Source organism: Sphingomicrobium astaxanthinifaciens (genome assembly GCF_022865105.1).
GTDB classification, from domain to species: Bacteria; Pseudomonadota; Alphaproteobacteria; order Sphingomonadales; family Sphingomonadaceae; genus Sphingomicrobium; species Sphingomicrobium astaxanthinifaciens.
The window spans coordinates 1,126,459-1,140,713 of sequence record NZ_JAKNYM010000002.1 but is presented as its reverse complement, the minus strand read 5'-3'; the positions used below and the strand labels follow the sequence as shown (position 1 = coordinate 1,140,713).

General features: G+C 70.0%; 15 protein-coding genes and 1 riboswitch. Of the genes, 7 read left to right on the top strand and 8 right to left on the bottom strand.

Going from position 1 to position 14,255, the window contains the following annotated elements; genetic code table 11:
- Positions 1–11: 11 nt before the first annotated feature.
- The 7 genes from L8951_RS09725 to L8951_RS09695 all read right to left on the bottom strand — a co-directional run bounded on the left by L8951_RS09725 (position 12) and on the right by L8951_RS09695 (position 6,700).
- Positions 12–653, bottom strand: coding sequence for a DUF938 domain-containing protein (locus L8951_RS09725; RefSeq protein WP_244382844.1), 642 nt, complete (start codon positions 651–653; stop codon positions 12–14).
- On the bottom strand, positions 650–1,099 hold the full coding sequence (locus L8951_RS09720; protein ID WP_244382843.1) for an ABA4-like family protein: 450 nt from the start codon (positions 1,097–1,099) through the stop codon (positions 650–652). Before L8951_RS09720 ends, L8951_RS09725 begins: the two co-directional genes overlap by 4 nt.
- Complete coding sequence (gcvPB, locus tag L8951_RS09715; protein ID WP_244382842.1) at positions 1,099–2,778, bottom strand: aminomethyl-transferring glycine dehydrogenase subunit GcvPB; 1,680 nt, start codon at positions 2,776–2,778, stop codon at positions 1,099–1,101. Before gcvPB ends, L8951_RS09720 begins: the two co-directional genes overlap by 1 nt.
- A complete protein-coding gene (gene gcvPA, locus L8951_RS09710; RefSeq protein ID WP_244382840.1) occupies positions 2,775–4,142 on the bottom strand; it encodes an aminomethyl-transferring glycine dehydrogenase subunit GcvPA in 1,368 nt (455 codons plus the stop codon). Before gcvPA ends, gcvPB begins: the two co-directional genes overlap by 4 nt.
- 49 nt (positions 4,143–4,191) lie before the next feature.
- Positions 4,192–4,563 (bottom strand): glycine cleavage system protein GcvH, encoded by a 372-nt coding sequence (gcvH, locus tag L8951_RS09705; protein ID WP_244382839.1) that lies wholly within the window; start codon positions 4,561–4,563, stop codon positions 4,192–4,194.
- A complete protein-coding gene (gene gcvT, locus L8951_RS09700) occupies positions 4,563–5,684 on the bottom strand; it encodes a glycine cleavage system aminomethyltransferase GcvT (protein WP_244382838.1) in 1,122 nt (373 codons plus the stop codon). Before gcvT ends, gcvH begins: the two co-directional genes overlap by 1 nt.
- Positions 5,685–5,879: 195 nt before the next feature.
- Positions 5,880–5,970: riboswitch (glycine riboswitch) on the bottom strand.
- A gap of 97 nt (positions 5,971–6,067) precedes the next feature.
- Positions 6,068–6,700 (bottom strand): hypothetical protein, encoded by a 633-nt coding sequence (locus L8951_RS09695; RefSeq protein WP_244382837.1) that lies wholly within the window; start codon positions 6,698–6,700, stop codon positions 6,068–6,070.
- 85 nt (positions 6,701–6,785) lie between these two features.
- Here L8951_RS09695 and ispH point away from each other — a divergent pair, with 85 nt between their 5' ends.
- Positions 6,786–7,730, top strand: coding sequence for a 4-hydroxy-3-methylbut-2-enyl diphosphate reductase (ispH, locus tag L8951_RS09690; RefSeq protein ID WP_244382835.1), 945 nt, complete (start codon positions 6,786–6,788; stop codon positions 7,728–7,730).
- Between the two features lie 11 nt (positions 7,731–7,741).
- Positions 7,742–8,176 carry a ribonuclease HI gene (gene rnhA / locus L8951_RS09685; RefSeq protein ID WP_244382834.1) on the top strand — a complete coding sequence of 145 codons (435 nt, stop codon included), beginning with the start codon at positions 7,742–7,744 and terminating at the stop codon, positions 8,174–8,176.
- 24 nt (positions 8,177–8,200) lie between these two features.
- Here rnhA and L8951_RS09680 read toward each other — a convergent pair whose 3' ends face one another.
- Positions 8,201–9,307, bottom strand: coding sequence for an NAD(P)/FAD-dependent oxidoreductase (locus L8951_RS09680; RefSeq protein ID WP_244383231.1), 1,107 nt, complete (start codon positions 9,305–9,307; stop codon positions 8,201–8,203).
- A 57-nt stretch (positions 9,308–9,364) separates the two neighbouring features.
- Between L8951_RS09680 and L8951_RS09675 the strand changes: the two genes are divergently transcribed.
- Genes L8951_RS09675 through L8951_RS09655 form a run of 5 tightly spaced genes read left to right on the top strand, consistent with a single transcriptional unit; the run spans position 9,365 to position 14,250 of the window.
- A complete protein-coding gene (locus L8951_RS09675) occupies positions 9,365–9,838 on the top strand; it encodes an A24 family peptidase (RefSeq protein WP_244382832.1) in 474 nt (157 codons plus the stop codon).
- A gap of 44 nt (positions 9,839–9,882) precedes the next feature.
- A complete protein-coding gene (cpaB, locus tag L8951_RS09670; RefSeq protein ID WP_244382831.1) occupies positions 9,883–10,899 on the top strand; it encodes a Flp pilus assembly protein CpaB in 1,017 nt (338 codons plus the stop codon).
- A 1-nt stretch (position 10,900) separates the two neighbouring features.
- A complete protein-coding gene (locus tag L8951_RS09665; RefSeq protein WP_244382830.1) occupies positions 10,901–12,319 on the top strand; it encodes a type II and III secretion system protein family protein in 1,419 nt (472 codons plus the stop codon).
- Between the two features lie 28 nt (positions 12,320–12,347).
- Complete coding sequence (locus tag L8951_RS09660; RefSeq protein ID WP_244382829.1) at positions 12,348–12,986, top strand: CpaD family pilus assembly protein; 639 nt, start codon at positions 12,348–12,350, stop codon at positions 12,984–12,986.
- 1 nt (position 12,987) lies between these two features.
- On the top strand, positions 12,988–14,250 hold the full coding sequence (locus L8951_RS09655) for a pilus assembly protein CpaE (RefSeq protein WP_244382828.1): 1,263 nt from the start codon (positions 12,988–12,990) through the stop codon (positions 14,248–14,250).
- Positions 14,251–14,255: the final 5 nt, after the last annotated feature.

Sequence of the window (14,255 nt, the reverse complement as noted above, 5' to 3'; positions counted from 1 at the left end):
AAAAAAAACGCTCAGCCGCGCCGGACCAGCCGCAGCATGAGGTTGTTGGCGGGCATCGTGCGGCGCTCGGCCAGCGCGAACCCGCGCGGCTCGGCGGCGGCGGACAGCGCCTCGAGCGTGCGCAGCCCCCACGCCGGGTCGCGCGCGCGCAGGCTCTCGTCGAACGCCAGGTTGGAGGGCGCGGTCTCGATATCGGCGGCCAGCCACGGCCCGTAGAAGATCAGCGGCGCCCCCGGCCGGAGCAGCCGCGCTGCCCCCTCGAGCAGCCCGAGCGTGGCCGCCCACGGCGCGATATGCGCCATGTTGATCGACAAGACCGCATCGGCCGCCTCGATGCCCCAGCCCGGCGCGGCGGTATCGAGGTCGAGCGGGGGGAGCAAATTGGCGGGCCCCCCCTCGCGCCAGGCCGCGATCGAGACGAGCGCGGCGGGATCGGGGTCGCTCGGCTGGAACGTGAGCGCGGGGAAATGCTCGGCGAAGGCGCGCGCATGCTGGCCGGTCCCGCTCGAGGTTTCGAGCACCAGCCCGGTGGCGGGAAGCCAGTCCTCGAGCACGGCGATGATATGGCGCACGTTGCGCGCGGCGGCGGGCGCCTCGCGCCGCGCTTCGCGGCCGAGGTCGGCCATCGTGTAGGGGGGGATCGGGTCGCTCATCCGCGCAGTTTGAGCCCGGCCATCGCCCGCGCGCGGCGCTCGCGCACGACCATCCAGACGAACAGCCCAAGCGGCCCGGCCAGCAGCGTGAGGACGAGGATCGGCGCCTGCGCGATCCGGCTCACCATCTTGTGATCGGCATCCTTGGCGATCCACTGGCCGACGAACAGGTCGAAGGCGAGATAGTGGAGCCAGCCGACGGTGACGCCGGCATCGCTGGCAAACAGCGCGCGCACCCCCTCGATCGAGGAGAAATCGCCCTCACCCAAGCCGCCATTGCCGATCAGCAGGCCGAGCAGCCCGACCGCATAGGCGAGGCTGAGCAGCCCGATGCCGAGATAGAACACCAGCGCGTGCGTCTTGGGACCGCGCGGCCCCACGACCAGCGCGATCCACGGGACGAGCACCGCGGTGCTGGCGAGCGCGAACAGCGTGCCCCAGTCCATCAGCCGCCGCCGTACCTGGCCGCCATCCCGGTCGAGGAGGCCTCGGGCACCGCTTCCTTGTAGGCGAGCACGGGCTTGCGCGCGGCCTGCGTCTCGTCGAGGCGGCGGCGCGGCGCGTAATAAGGCGCGGCCTTCATGCCCTCGTCGCCCGCCTTGGCGCGGTCGGCCACGCTGCGCAGCGCGGTGATGAACTGGTCGAGCGTCGCCTTACTCTCGGCTTCGGTCGGCTCGACCAGCATCGCCCCATGCACCACCAGCGGGAAGTACATGGTCATCGGGTGGTAACCCTCGTCGATCAGCGCCTTGGCGAGGTCGAGCGTCGAGATGCCCTCGCCGAAGCCCTTATCGCTGAACAATGCCTCGTGCATGCACGGGCCCGAATGGGCGAAGGGCGCGTCGAGCACGTCCTCGAGGCTGCGCAGGATGTAGTTGGCGTTCAAGACCGCATCCTCGGCGACCTGGCGCAGGCCGTCGGCGCCGTGGCTGAGGATATAGGCGAGCGCGCGGGTGAACATCCCCATCTGCCCGTGGAAGGCGGTCATGCGCCCGAAATGCTCGAGCGGTCCGCCGAAATGCGCCTCGGCGAAGCTTTGCGCATCCTCTTCCTCGACGAGATGGACGGTGCCGTCCTCGGTGCGCGCGGTATAGGGCAGCGGCGCGAAGGGGCTAAGCGCCTCCGACAGCACCACCGGCCCCGAGCCCGGCCCGCCCCCGCCATGCGGGGTGGAAAAGGTCTTGTGCAGGTTGATGTGCATGGCATCGACGCCGAGGTCGCCGGGGCGCACCTTGCCGACGATGGCGTTGAAGTTGGCACCGTCGCAATAGACATAGCCGCCCGCCGCATGGACCGCGTCGGAGATCGCCTTCAGGTCGCGCTCGAACAGCCCGAGCGTCGAGGGGTTGGTGATCATCACCCCCGCCACATCGGGGCCGAGGCGAGCCTTCAAGGCCTCGAGATCGACGCGCCCGTCGCTGTTGGCGGGGATATTCTCGATCCGGTAGCCCGCGAAGGCGGCGGTGGCGGGGTTGGTGCCGTGCGCGCTCTCGGGGACGAGGATGACCTCGCGCGCATCGCCCTTCGCCTCGAGCGCGGCGCGGATGCACAGGATGCCGCACAATTCGCCATGCGCGCCCGCCTTGGGGCTCATCGCCACGCTGTGCATGCCGGTCAGCTTGACCAGCCAGAAGGCGAGTTCGTTGATGACTTCCAAGGCGCCGCGCACCGTATCGACCGGCTGCAGCGGGTGGACGTCGGCAAAGCCCGGCATCCGCGCGACCTTCTCGTTGAGCCGCGGGTTGTGCTTCATCGTGCAGCTGCCGAGCGGGAAGAGGCCGAGATCGATGCCGTAATTCTGGCGCGACAGGCGCGTATAGTGACGCACCGTCTCGGGCTCGGTGAGCCCCGGCAGCCCGATCTCGCCCTTGCGCTCGAACCCGCCGAGACGGCTCGTCGTCGCGCTCATCGGCGTGGGGCTTGCCGGCTGCTCGACGCCCGCGAGGTCGAGCTTGCCCGCGAATTCGAAATCGACCCCCGTGGTCTGGCTGTCGCCGATCTCGAAGATCAGCGGTTCCTCGAGCATCAGCGCGCGGTTGCCGGTGGTGGTGTCGGGTCCGCTCATCGCATTATGCCCCTCGACCGGGGTGCCGGGCTTCCAGCCGCTCTCGTTGGTCTTGGTCATGATAGCGCCTCCGTCAGCGCATCGCAGAGGGTCTGGATGTCCTCCTCGCTGGTCGTCTCGGTGAGCGCGACGAGCAACGCATCGTCGAGCCCCTCGCTGTCCGGATAGAGCCGGCCGAGCGACACGCCCGCAAGGATGCCCTTGTCGGCGAGCTCGCGCACCAGCGCGCGCGCATCGCGCCCGACCTTCAGCGTGAATTCGTTGAAGAAATGTTCGTTGAGCAGCGTCACGCCCGGCACCGCGGCCAGCCTGTCGGCGGCGAGGCAGGCGAGCCGATGGTTCTCCGCCGCCAGCGCGCGCAGCCCCTTTTCGCCGAGCAGCGTCATGTGGACGCTGAAGGCCAGCGCGCACAGCCCCGAGTTGGTGCAGATGTTGCTGGTCGCCTTCTCGCGGCGGATATGCTGCTCGCGCGTCGAGAGGGTGAGGACGTAACCGCGCTTGCCCTCGGCATCGACCGTCTCGCCGCACAGCCGCCCCGGCATCATGCGCACATGCTTCTCGTCCTTGACCGCGAACAGCCCCAGATAGGGCCCGCCGAACTGGAGGCCGACGCCGATCGCCTGCCCCTCGCCCACGACGATGTCGGCGCCAAGGTTGCCCGGCGCCTCGATCGCGCCGAGCGCGACGGGCTCGGTGTTGACGACGATGAGCAGCGCGCCCTTGGCATGCGCGGCATCGGCGATGCGCTGGAGGTCGGGGATGCGCCCGAGGATGTCGGGATATTGCACCACCACGCAGCTCGTATTGTCGTCGATCCGCGCGATGAGGCCGTCGTCGTCGGGCCGCGGCGTGAGGCTCGGGGGCGCGCCCGCGATCTCGTCCTCGGTGAACTTGGCCATCGTCCGCACCACCTCGGCATAATGCGGGTGGAGCGCGCCCGAGAGCACGACCTTCTTCTTCTTGCCGCGCGCGACGCGGCTCGCCATCGCCACCGCTTCCCAGCAGGCGGTCGAGCCGTCGTACATCGAGGCGTTGGCCACCGCGCAGCCGTAGAGCCGCGCGACCTGCGTCTGGAACTCGAACAGCATCTGCAGCGTGCCCTGCGCGATCTCGGGCTGGTAGGGCGTGTAGGCGGTGAGGAACTCGCCGCGCTGGATGAGGTGATCGACGCTCGCGGGGACGTGGTGGCGATAGGCGCCCGCGCCGAGGAAGAAGGGCGCATCCGCCGCCGCGAGGTTCTTTTTCGACAGGCGGCGCATGTGCCTTTCCACCGCCATCTCGCTGGCGTGCATCGGCAGCCCGTCGATCGGCCCGTCGAGCCGCGCTTCCTCGGGCACGTCGACGAACAGGTCATCGATGGTGGCGGCGCCGACCTTCTCGAGCATCGCGGCCCGGTCGGTGTCCTTGAGCGGCAGGTATCGCATCACTTCATCCTTTGTCGCGCGGGACAGGTTGCTCGCGCCGGCGTTGCGCCTAGAGGGTGCCGAGGAATTCCTTGTAGGCGGCCTCGTCCATCAGCCCGTCGAGTTCCGACGGGTCGGACAGCTTGATCTTGAAGAACCAGCCCTCGCCCTCGGGGTCCGAATTGACCAGCGCGGGGTCGCCGTCGAGCGCCTCATTGCCCTCGACCACCTCGCCCGACACGGGGGCGTAGACGTCGCTCGCCGCCTTCACGCTCTCGACCACCGCGGCATCGTCGCCCTTCGACACGGTGCGCCCGGCCTCGGGCACCTCGGCGAAGACGATGTCGCCCAGCGCTTCCTGCGCGTGGTTGGAGATGCCGACGGTGGCGACATCGCCCTCGACGCGCAGCCACTCATGTTCCTTGGTGTAATAGAGGGTCATCACTTCTTCCCCTGCTTGCGATGGTAGTTATGCGGGACGAACGGCATGTCGGTGACCGTCACGTCGAAAAGCTTGGAGCGCTGCTGCGCCTTCACCACCGCGTCGGCGTCATCGACGAGATGCGTGGCGAGATAGCCCATGGCGATGGGCCGCTCCAAGGTGGGCGAAAAGCCACCCGAGGTGATCTTGCCGACGACATTGCCCTCGCCATCGAGCAGCGGCGCGCCCTCGCGCACCGGCTGGCGGCCCTCGACGAAGAAGCCGACGCGCTTGACCAGCGCGCCCTTCGCGCGTTCCTCGAGGATCCGCTCGGCGCCCGGGAAGCCGCCTTCCTCGCGGCGGCGCTTGGAGATGGCGAAGCCGAGGTCGGCCATGATCGGGGTGATCTCGGGATCGAGGTCGTGACCATAGAGCGGCAGCCCCGCCTCGAGCCGCAGCGAATCGCGCGCCCCCAGCCCGATCGGCTTGACGCGACCGTCGGCGACCAGCGCCTCGGCAAAGGCTTCCACCTGCGCGGGCGCGATCGAGATCTCGAAGCCGTCCTCGCCGGTATAGCCCGACCGGCTGATCCACAGGAAATCGCCCTCATGGTCGAACCCCGCGCCCTGCATGAAGGCGAGGTCGGCGACGCCGGGCACGAGCCGCTCGAGCACCGCGGCGGCGGCGGGGCCCTGCAGCGCGAGCAATGCGCGCTCCTCGTGGTGCGTCATCTCGACCTCCTCGGGCAGCCGCGCGCGCAGGTGCGCGATGTCGTCATGCTTGACCGCGCCGTTGACGACGAGCGCGAAGGCCTCGTCGCTGTCCGCGTCGGGCACGCGGGTGACGATGAGATCATCGAGGATACCGCCATCGTCGGCGAGCAGCATCGAGTAGCGCGCGCGCCCCGGCTTGAGGCCCGCAAAATCGCCGGGCATCAGCGCTTCGAGCGCGGCGGCGGCACCGGGCCCCTTCACGGTGAGCTGGCCCATGTGGCTGACGTCGAACAGCCCCGCCTGCTCGCGCGTCCACTTATGCTCGGCGATGATGCCCTCATATTGGATCGGCATCGCATAGCCGGCGAATTCGACCATGCGCGCGCCGTGCGCGACGTGCCAGCGGTCGAGGGGAAGAGTGTCGGTCATGCCAAGCAGCGCCTTTCAAGGTCCGTGACGCGCGGGGGAAAAACGCCCGCGCGCCGAGAAAACCGGACCCCCATCTGTCGCATGGACCTGAGAGTTTCGACGAAGACTGGCCGCCTCTCCTGCCGGCTCGTCCCGCCTACCCCGTCGGTGGCGTCGCGGCCCGGTGACGGGCGCGCCGCGCTTTCCAGACTGTCACGGGGCCAAACGGTCCTTCTGCCTGAGAGATTCCGGGGGCGGTTGCTCCTTCGGCGCCCCGGTTGCCCGGGGTCTCTCCCGCATGGCCCCCCGGCACGCGCGTGGGGCACGCGCCGGAGACGGGTCCGGCTTTGGCCCCGCACCCCCCGCCTGTCAATCGCCCTTGCGCGGGCGATGGTGCGAAAAAATCACTTGGTCGCGTTGTAGCGCAGTTGTTCGGGCGTAAGCTGGAAGCCGACCAGCTGCTCGAAGCTGGCGCGCGCGACCGCGCTGCGGATCTCGGGGCGCGAGAGCGGGTCGATCGCGGCATCGACGTCGCCGGCGCGGCGCTTGCGGGTCAGCTCGGCGCGCACCGCGTCGGGCAGGGTTGCGGCGGCGCGGGCCACGCGGATGCTCGCCTGCCCGCGCGTCTCGGTGCGCAGCGCGCCCTCCGCGAAGTCGAGCCGGACGCTGCCGACGCGCTTGGCGACGACCGTGTCGCCGCCTTGCACCGCGACGTTGAAGATCGGCAGGGTGAGGGTGCGCGCGGGTCCCGGGACGCGGCGCGCGGCCTGCACGTCGAAGCTGACCGAGGAGGTCACGAACTGCTGGTCCTCGGCGCACTGGCCGTCGAGGTTGGTGATCGCGGCGGTGACGTCGATCGCCTCGGCGCGGGTCGAATCCGCCGGATCGAACAGCGTGACCGAGCCGGTCCCGGCGGGGATGCCGACCTGCGGGCACAGGCTGCGGGCGACGACGATGCCGCCATTTTCGATCCGCCCCTCGCCCGCACAGGCGGCCAGCAGCAGGGTGGAGGAGGCGAGAAGCAGCTTGCGAACCATGTCGGATACCTTGGATTGCCAGAAAAGTCTGCCTCTCCATAGGAAGGCCCTTCACGCTTGCCAAGCGATCGCTTACATCGCCCGCATGAGCAACGCTCCCGACCTCGAAGTCCTCATCGCCGCGCCGCGCGGCTTTTGCGCCGGTGTCGATCGCGCGATCAAGATCGTCGAGCTCGCGCTCGAACGCTATGGCCCGCCAGTCTATGTGCGGCACGAGATCGTCCACAACCGCTTCGTGGTCGACCGGCTGCGCGGTCTGGGCGCGGTGTTCGTCGAGACGCTCGACGCGGTGCCCGGCCATCGCCCGGTCGTCTTTTCCGCGCACGGCGTGCCCAAGGCGGTGCCGCAGGCGGCCGAGGCGCGCGGGCTCGACTATCTCGATGCCACCTGCCCGCTCGTCTCCAAGGTCCATCGCCAGGCCGAGCGGATGATCGAGAACGGGCGCCACATCCTGTTCATCGGCCACGCCGGGCACCCCGAGGTGATCGGCACCTTCGGGCAGGTCCCCGAGGGGCACATGACGCTGGTCGAGACCGAGGCCGACGCGCGCGGCGTCGCGGTCGCCGATCCCGACCGCCTCGGCTTCCTCACCCAGACCACGCTGTCGGTCGACGATACCGACGCGATCATCGCCATCCTGAAAGAGCGCTTTCCCGCGATCCAGGGCCCCAAGGGCGAGGACATCTGCTATGCCACCTCGAACCGGCAGGCGGCGGTCAAGCAGGTCGCGCCGCAGGTCGATCGCCTGCTCGTCATCGGCGCCCCCAACAGCTCCAACAGCCGCCGCCTCGCCGAGACCGCCGAGCGGCTCGGCACGCCGGCGCGGCTGATCGGGCGCGCGGCCGACATCGACTGGGACTGGCTCGGCACCCCGACGCGGGTCGGCATCACCGCCGGCGCCTCGGCCCCCGAGATCCTCGTGCGCGAGGTCGTCGATGCGCTCGGCGACCGTTTCACCGTGGCCGAGCGCGAGGTCGCGCACGTCGAGGAAAACATGGTCTTCAAGCTGCCGCGCTCGCTGGTCGCCTGACGGCTCGCGACGTGCAGGAAGTCGAGATCTTCACCGACGGGGCGTGCAAGGGCAACCCGGGCCCGGGCGGCTGGGGCGCGGTGCTGCGCTCGGGCAGCCACGAGAAGGAATTGTCGGGCAGCGAGCGCGACAGCACCAACAACCGCATGGAACTGATGGCCGCGATCGCCGCGCTCGAGGCGCTCAAGCGTCCCTGCAAGGTGCAGCTGACGACCGACAGCGTCTATGTCCGCGACGGCATCACCAAGTGGATCCACGGCTGGAAGAAGAACGGCTGGAAGACCGCTGCCAAGAAGCCGGTCAAGAACGCCGAGCTGTGGCAGCGGCTCGCCGCCGCCGCCGCGCCGCACAGTGTTGAATGGCACTGGGTCAAGGGCCACGCCGGGCACCCCGAGAACGAACGCGCCGACCAGCTCGCCTGCGCCGCCGCCGAGGCGCTGCGCTAGGCCGCCGCTCCTGGCCCTCAGGCGCTAGCGCAGCCGCGAGGGGGCAAAGGGCGCGGGGTCGATCCCCGCCGCGATCCCCGCGGGCGGCTCGCCGAGGAACAGCGCGCGTGCGAGCGCGGCGGCGGCGGGCTGGGTCTGGATCCCGGTGCCCCCCTGCCCCGCGTACCAGAAGAAGGACGGGCAATCGGGGTCGGCGCCGATGACCGGCACCCGGTCGGGCGCGAAGGTGCGCAGCCCCGCCCACTTGCGCTCGACCGCCTCGATCGTCCAGTCGACCACCGCCTCGAGCCGGTCGATCGCGGTCGCCACCGCCAGCTCCTCGGGGGCGGCATCGCAGGGCGGGCTGTCGACCTCGTCGTGCGGGCTGAGCCAGACGCTGTGCGCGCCCTCGCCGCGAAAGTAGAAGCTGCCGTCGATGGCGCTGACGAGCGGCAGCCGCCGGGCCTCGATCCCCGCCACCCGCAGCTGGACCATCGTCCGCCGCTTGGGCGCCATCCCGAGCGGGGCCAGCCCGCAGCGCTCGGCGACGCGGTCGGCCCAGGCCCCGGCGGCGTTGATCAGCCGCGCCGCGCGCAGCTCGCGCCCGTCGGCGAGGCGGATCGCCCAGCCGCCGCCCGCCTGTCGCGCCGCGACCAGCTCGGCGTTGCATTCGATCCGCCCGCCCGCGCGCACCAGCGAGGCGCGATAGGCCTGGTGCAGCCCGGCGACGTCGATCTCGCGGCACGAGGGTTCGGCGACCCCGTGGCGCCACTCGGGACGGAGCCCGGGGATCAGCGCGGCGAGCCGGTCGGGGTCGAGCGGCTCGGTCGTCGCCTCGGCGGGCAGCGCGGCGAACGCATCCTCGCCGCCACCGCGCGCGAGATGGATGGCGCCGCGCGGGCGCAGGAAGCCGCGCGCCGAGAAATTGGCCGGCGGCTGGTCGAGGAAATCGCGGCTGGCGCGCGAGAGCGGGAGCACCGCCGCGCCGCCATAGCTCTCGAGCCAGAAGGCGGCCGAGCGCCCGGTGGCATGGTAGCCCGGCTGCGGCTCGGCCTCGAGCACGCACACCGAGAGTCCGCGCCGCGCGAGGTGCGCGCCGAGCGCGGTGCCCGCGATCCCGGCGCCCACGATCGCGACGTCAAAGGGGTCGATCCTGCTCACGCGACGCTGGTTACGGTTTGGAAAGGCGGCCCGTCTAGACCCGTTGGCATGATGAACGTCGACTTTACCCTGGCTCTCAACGCCGCGCTCGCGCTGCTCCTCGTCTACATGGCGTGGCGCGACACGCAGACCTATCGCATCGCCAACTGGATCGTCGCGCTCACCGCGATCGGCGCGCTCGCCTACTGGTGGTCGATCGACCTGCGCTGGGCCGAGATGGCGATCCGCGCCGGGATGGCGCTGCTGGTCTTCGCGTTGTTCGCGGCGATGTTCGCGCTCGGGGTGATGGGCGGGGGCGACGTCAAGCTGGCCGCCGCGCTGGCGCTCTGGTTCCCCTGGGCGGGCACGCTGCAATTCGTGGTGATCATGTCGCTGGCCGGCGGGATCGTCTCGTTGCTCGCGGTCCTCAACCATAAATTGCGCGGAAAAGCGGGCAAAGCCGAGGTTCCTTACGGGGTGGCGATCGCGGTCGGTGGATTGTGGTTACTCACCCAACGCTTTCTTAACCATTTTGCCGGATGACTAGGCACCATTGAATAGACCCAGATGGGGGAGGCGAAAGCGCCATGAACGCGAAGAAACTCATGCTGCTCGTTGGAGCGTTGGTCATTGCGGTGGTTACCGCATTCATGGCCCGGAGCCTGTTCAGCGGGGAAGCGACTGCCGAGGCTCAGGCCGCGGCCGTCCCGCAGGGGCCCAAGGTGATGGTGGCCAACAAGCCGCTGCCCGTGGGCACGATCATCGACGCCGAGGCGTTGACCTTCCAGCCCTGGCCCGAGGAACTCGTCCAGAACGTCTATTACACCGAGACCGACGAGGACGCCGACCCGTCCGCGCTCATCGGCACGGTGGTGCGCAATGCGATCAGCGCGGGGCAGCCGATCACGCGCGGCGCGCTGGTCGGTCCCAACGACCGCGGCTTCCTCGCCGCCGCGCTCGGCCCGGGCATGCGCGCCGTGTCGGTCCCGATCAGCGCCACCACCGGCGTGTCGGGCTTCGTCTTCCCGGGGGACCGCGTCGACATCGTCGTCACCCACGCGGTCGAGTCCGACAACGGCAAGCTCGATGCCTCCGAGACCATCGTGCGCAACGTTCGCGTGCTGGCGATCAACCAGAGCGTCGACGGCAAGAACGCCGAGGGCGTCCAGACCGCCAACGCCAACATCGCCTCGGCGACCCTCGAGGTGACCCCCAAGATCGCCGAAAAGGTCAGCGTCGCGCAGTCGCTCGGCAAGCTGAGCCTGGTGCTGCGCTCGATCGCCGACAATGGCGCCGAGCTCGAGCGCGCGGTCGCCGCCGGCGAAGTCGACCTGCCCGAGGATGCCACGCCCGATGAAGAGCGCCGCATCCTGCTCCAGGTCGCCAACCGTCCGGTCGACAGCAACACCACCTACACCACTGGCGGCCAGGTCTCGCGGCTCGTCCGCGACGGCAACCCGTCGGCCCGCAACCGTCCTGCCCAGACCGCCGCGCAGCCGGCCGCCGCCCCCGCCGCGGGTGCCGCGCCCGCGCCGAGCGCCGGTCCGAGCGTCCGTATCGCACGTGGCAATGCCGTCACCGTCGTGCCCGTCGGGAGCAATTAAGATGACCATCCTCAAGAAGAACACGCTGGGTCTGGGTGTCGCGGTCGCGGCGCTGGCCCTCGCCCCGGTCGCCAAGCCGGCCCCCGCCGCCGCGATGCAGCAGGTGCAGCCCTCCGAGACGCTGACGCTGGCCACCGGCGAAGGCACGCTGGTCCGGCTGCCGGGCGCGATCACCGACGTCTTCATCGCCGATGAAAGCATCGCCGACGTGACCGTCCGCTCGAACCGCCAGATCTACATCTTCGGCGAACAGGCGGGCAAGACCACCATCTACGCCACCGGCGCGGGCGGGCAGGTCGTCTACGCCGCCGAGGTGCAGGTAGGGAGCAATATCAGCTCGGTCGACGCCATGCTCGACCTGGCGATGCCCGAGGCCAACATCACCGCCACGCCGATGAACAACTTGCTCCTGCTGACCGGCACCGTCGCCAGCCCCGAGGATGCGCAGGAAGCCGAACGGCTGGTGCGCGCCTATGTCGGCGAGGGCCTCGAGGTGGTCAGCCGGCTGCGCCAGGCGACCCCGCTCCAGGTCAACCTCAAGGTGCGGATCGCCGAGGTGAACCGCACCCTCCTCAAGTCGGTCGGGGTCAACCTGCTGAGCTCGGATTCGAGCGGCGGCACGCAGTTCGCCATCGGCCAGGGCTCGGTCTTCGGGCAGCGCGACCCGCTCGAGCTGGCCTCGCCCACGGGCGGCACCGTGGTCGGCATCGCCGGCGGGCTGCTCGGGCTCGACATGATCGCCAGCCTCGACCTCGCCGAGACCGACGGTCTCGTGACCACGCTGGCCGAACCCAACCTCACTGCGCTGTCGGGCGAGACCGCGAGCTTCCTCGCGGGGGGCGAATTCCCGATCCCGATCTCGCAGTCGCTCGGCGCGGTGTCGATCGAATATAAGTCCTACGGGGTCGGGCTCGCCTTCACCCCCTATGTCCTCGCCGACGGGCGGATCTCGATGCGCGTGCGCCCCGAGGTCAGCGAACTGTCGACCGAGGGCTCGATCCGGCTCAACGGCTTCGACGTCCCCGCGCTGGTCACCCGGCGCGCCGAGACCACCGTCGAGCTCGGCTCGGGACAGAGCTTCATGATCGCCGGATTGCTGCGCCAGAACGGTGCCAACAACATCAACAAGGCGCCCTTCCTCGGCGACCTGCCGATCCTCGGCGCGCTGTTCCGCTCCTCGAGCTTCCGCAAAAACGAGACCGAGCTGGTGATCATCGTCACCCCCTATCTCGTTCGCCCGGTGTCGGGGCAGATCCCGCTGCCGACCGACGGCTTCCGCTATCCCAACGACGTCGAACGCGTGATCGAGGGGCAGACCTATGTCGGCGTCTCGGGGCCGCAGGGCGTCGTCCCCACCGCGCGTGTCGGGGCCGCCCAGCCGGCCGCCGCCGCTCCCGCCCAGCCCGGCTTCAGCCTCTAGGCGCGGCGCACAGGAAGGATTTGAACCGATGATGCACAAGCTTCTCCTCGCCGCCGTCGCGCTGACCGGACTGTCGGGCTGCCAGACCGCGATCTACGAAGGGCGCGACGATGCCGCCGGTCTCGGGGCGGTCAACGTCCCGGTGGTCGCGCAGACCAATTACGCCTTCGACGTCTCGGCCCCGGCGGGCACCCTGCCCGGCACCGAGCAGGCCCGGCTTGCCGCCTGGTTCGACTCGCTCGGGCTGCAATATGGCGACGTCGTCTATGTCGACGGTCCCGCCGCGGCCAGCGCGCGCGCCGACGTCGCCGCGCTCGCCGGGCGCTACGGGCTGCTCCTCGCCGAGGGTGCGCCGGTGACCTCGGGGGCGGTCCCCGCGGGCGCGGTCCGCGTCATCGTCGGGCGGGCCACCGCCTCGGTGCCCGGCTGCCCCAACTGGACGCGCGCCGACCAGCCCAACCTCCAGAACCTCGCCAACGCCAATTTCGGCTGCGGGGTCAACGGGGCGCTCGCCGCGATGATCGCCAATCCGAACGACCTCGTCTACGGCCGCGCCGGCTCGGGCGTCGCCGACAGCCGCACCGCGGCGCGGGCCATCCAGTCCTATCGAGACGCCGCTCCGACCGGCGACAAGGGTCTCGACGACGTCACCACCACGGAGAACTAATATGAACGCGCCCTTCCAGGCCAGAGCGGGGCTTCGCGAACCGTTCACCGCCTTCGTCTGCGACGAAGAAACCGCCGACATGCTCCGTCCCGTGGCGGTCGAGCACGGCTGGTCGCCCGACAAGGTCAACTTGGGTGGGCTGCGCAACGCGGTGCAGTCGCTCTCGGTCTCGGCCAGCCCCAACGTGCTGTTCGTCGACCTGTCCGAGAGCGCCGACCCGCTGACCGACATCAACGGCCTCGCCGAGGTGTGCGAACCGGGCACGATCGTGATCGCGGCAGGGCAGGTCAACGACGTGCGCCTGTACCGCGACCTCGTCGCCTCGGGCATCCACGACTATCTGCTCAAGCCCTTCACCGTCGACCAGCTGCGCGAGACCTTCGCGCAGGCGCAGTCGATCCTGTCAGGCCCGCGCGGCGAGGCGCAGGTCGAAAAGCCCCACGTCATGAGTTCGGTCATCGGCGTGCGCGGCGGCGTCGGCGCCTCGACCATCGCCACCAGCCTCGCCTGGCTGCTCGGCGAGAAGGCCAACCGCTCGACCGCGCTGCTCGACCTCGACATCCATTTCGGTACCGGCGCGCTGGCGCTCGACCTCGAACCGGGGCGCGGGCTCACCGACGCGATCGAGAACCCCAGCCGGATCGACGGGCTGTTCATCGAGCGCGCGATGGTGCGCGCCAACGAACGCCTCTCGGTGCTTTCGGCGGAGGCCCCGATCAGCCAGCCGCTGCTGACCGACGGGACCGCCTTCTTCCAGCTCCAGGAGGAGATGAAGAACGCTTTCGAATCGACCGTGATCGACACCCCGCGCCACATGCTGATCCAATATCCGCACATGGTGCACGACGCGCATGTCGCGGTGCTCGTGTCCGAGCTCACGCTGGCGGCGACCCGCGACACCATCCGCCTGCTCGCCTGGCTCAAGTCCAACGCGCCGCAGACCAAGGTGATCGTCACCGCCAACGCGGTGCCGACCGGCGGCGCGCTCGAGATCAGCCGCAAGGACTTCGAGCAGTCGATCGAACGCGAGGTCGACATCGTCTTCCCCGCCGATCCCAAGGCCGCCGCGCAGGCCGCCAAGCTGGGCAAGCCGCTCGCCGAGATCGCGACCGGCAAGCTCGCGCAGCCCTTCGCGCAGCTGTCGAACATGGTGCTGAGCCATTCGAGCGACGAGGGCGGCGAGAAGATCGATTCGGTGAGCGCCACCAAGAGCTCGCTGATGGCCGGCCTCAAAGGCATGCTCAAGAAGTCCGAGGCCGCGTAACGAGA

Bases quoted from the DNA above. Each gene is read 5' to 3' on its own strand.
- L8951_RS09660 (WP_244382829.1), top strand. From the start codon at position 12,348: ATGATGCACAAGCTTCTCCTCGCCGCCGTCGCGCTGACCGGACTGTCG.
- cpaB (WP_244382831.1), top strand. From the start codon at position 9,883: ATGAACGCGAAGAAACTCATGCTGCTCGTTGGAGCGTTGGTCATTGCG.
- gcvT (WP_244382838.1), bottom strand. From the start codon at position 5,684: ATGACCGACACTCTTCCCCTCGACCGCTGGCACGTCGCGCACGGCGCG.
- L8951_RS09695 (WP_244382837.1), bottom strand. From the start codon at position 6,700: ATGGTTCGCAAGCTGCTTCTCGCCTCCTCCACCCTGCTGCTGGCCGCC.
- ispH (WP_244382835.1), top strand. From the start codon at position 6,786: ATGAGCAACGCTCCCGACCTCGAAGTCCTCATCGCCGCGCCGCGCGGC.
- gcvH (WP_244382839.1), bottom strand. From the start codon at position 4,563: ATGACCCTCTATTACACCAAGGAACATGAGTGGCTGCGCGTCGAGGGC.
- L8951_RS09655 (WP_244382828.1), top strand. From the start codon at position 12,988: ATGAACGCGCCCTTCCAGGCCAGAGCGGGGCTTCGCGAACCGTTCACC.
- L8951_RS09720 (WP_244382843.1), bottom strand. From the start codon at position 1,099: ATGGACTGGGGCACGCTGTTCGCGCTCGCCAGCACCGCGGTGCTCGTC.
- L8951_RS09665 (WP_244382830.1), top strand. From the start codon at position 10,901: ATGACCATCCTCAAGAAGAACACGCTGGGTCTGGGTGTCGCGGTCGCG.
- L8951_RS09725 (WP_244382844.1), bottom strand. From the start codon at position 653: ATGAGCGACCCGATCCCCCCCTACACGATGGCCGACCTCGGCCGCGAA.
- L8951_RS09675 (WP_244382832.1), top strand. From the start codon at position 9,365: ATGATGAACGTCGACTTTACCCTGGCTCTCAACGCCGCGCTCGCGCTG.
- gcvPA (WP_244382840.1), bottom strand. From the start codon at position 4,142: ATGCGATACCTGCCGCTCAAGGACACCGACCGGGCCGCGATGCTCGAG.
- gcvPB (WP_244382842.1), bottom strand. From the start codon at position 2,778: ATGACCAAGACCAACGAGAGCGGCTGGAAGCCCGGCACCCCGGTCGAG.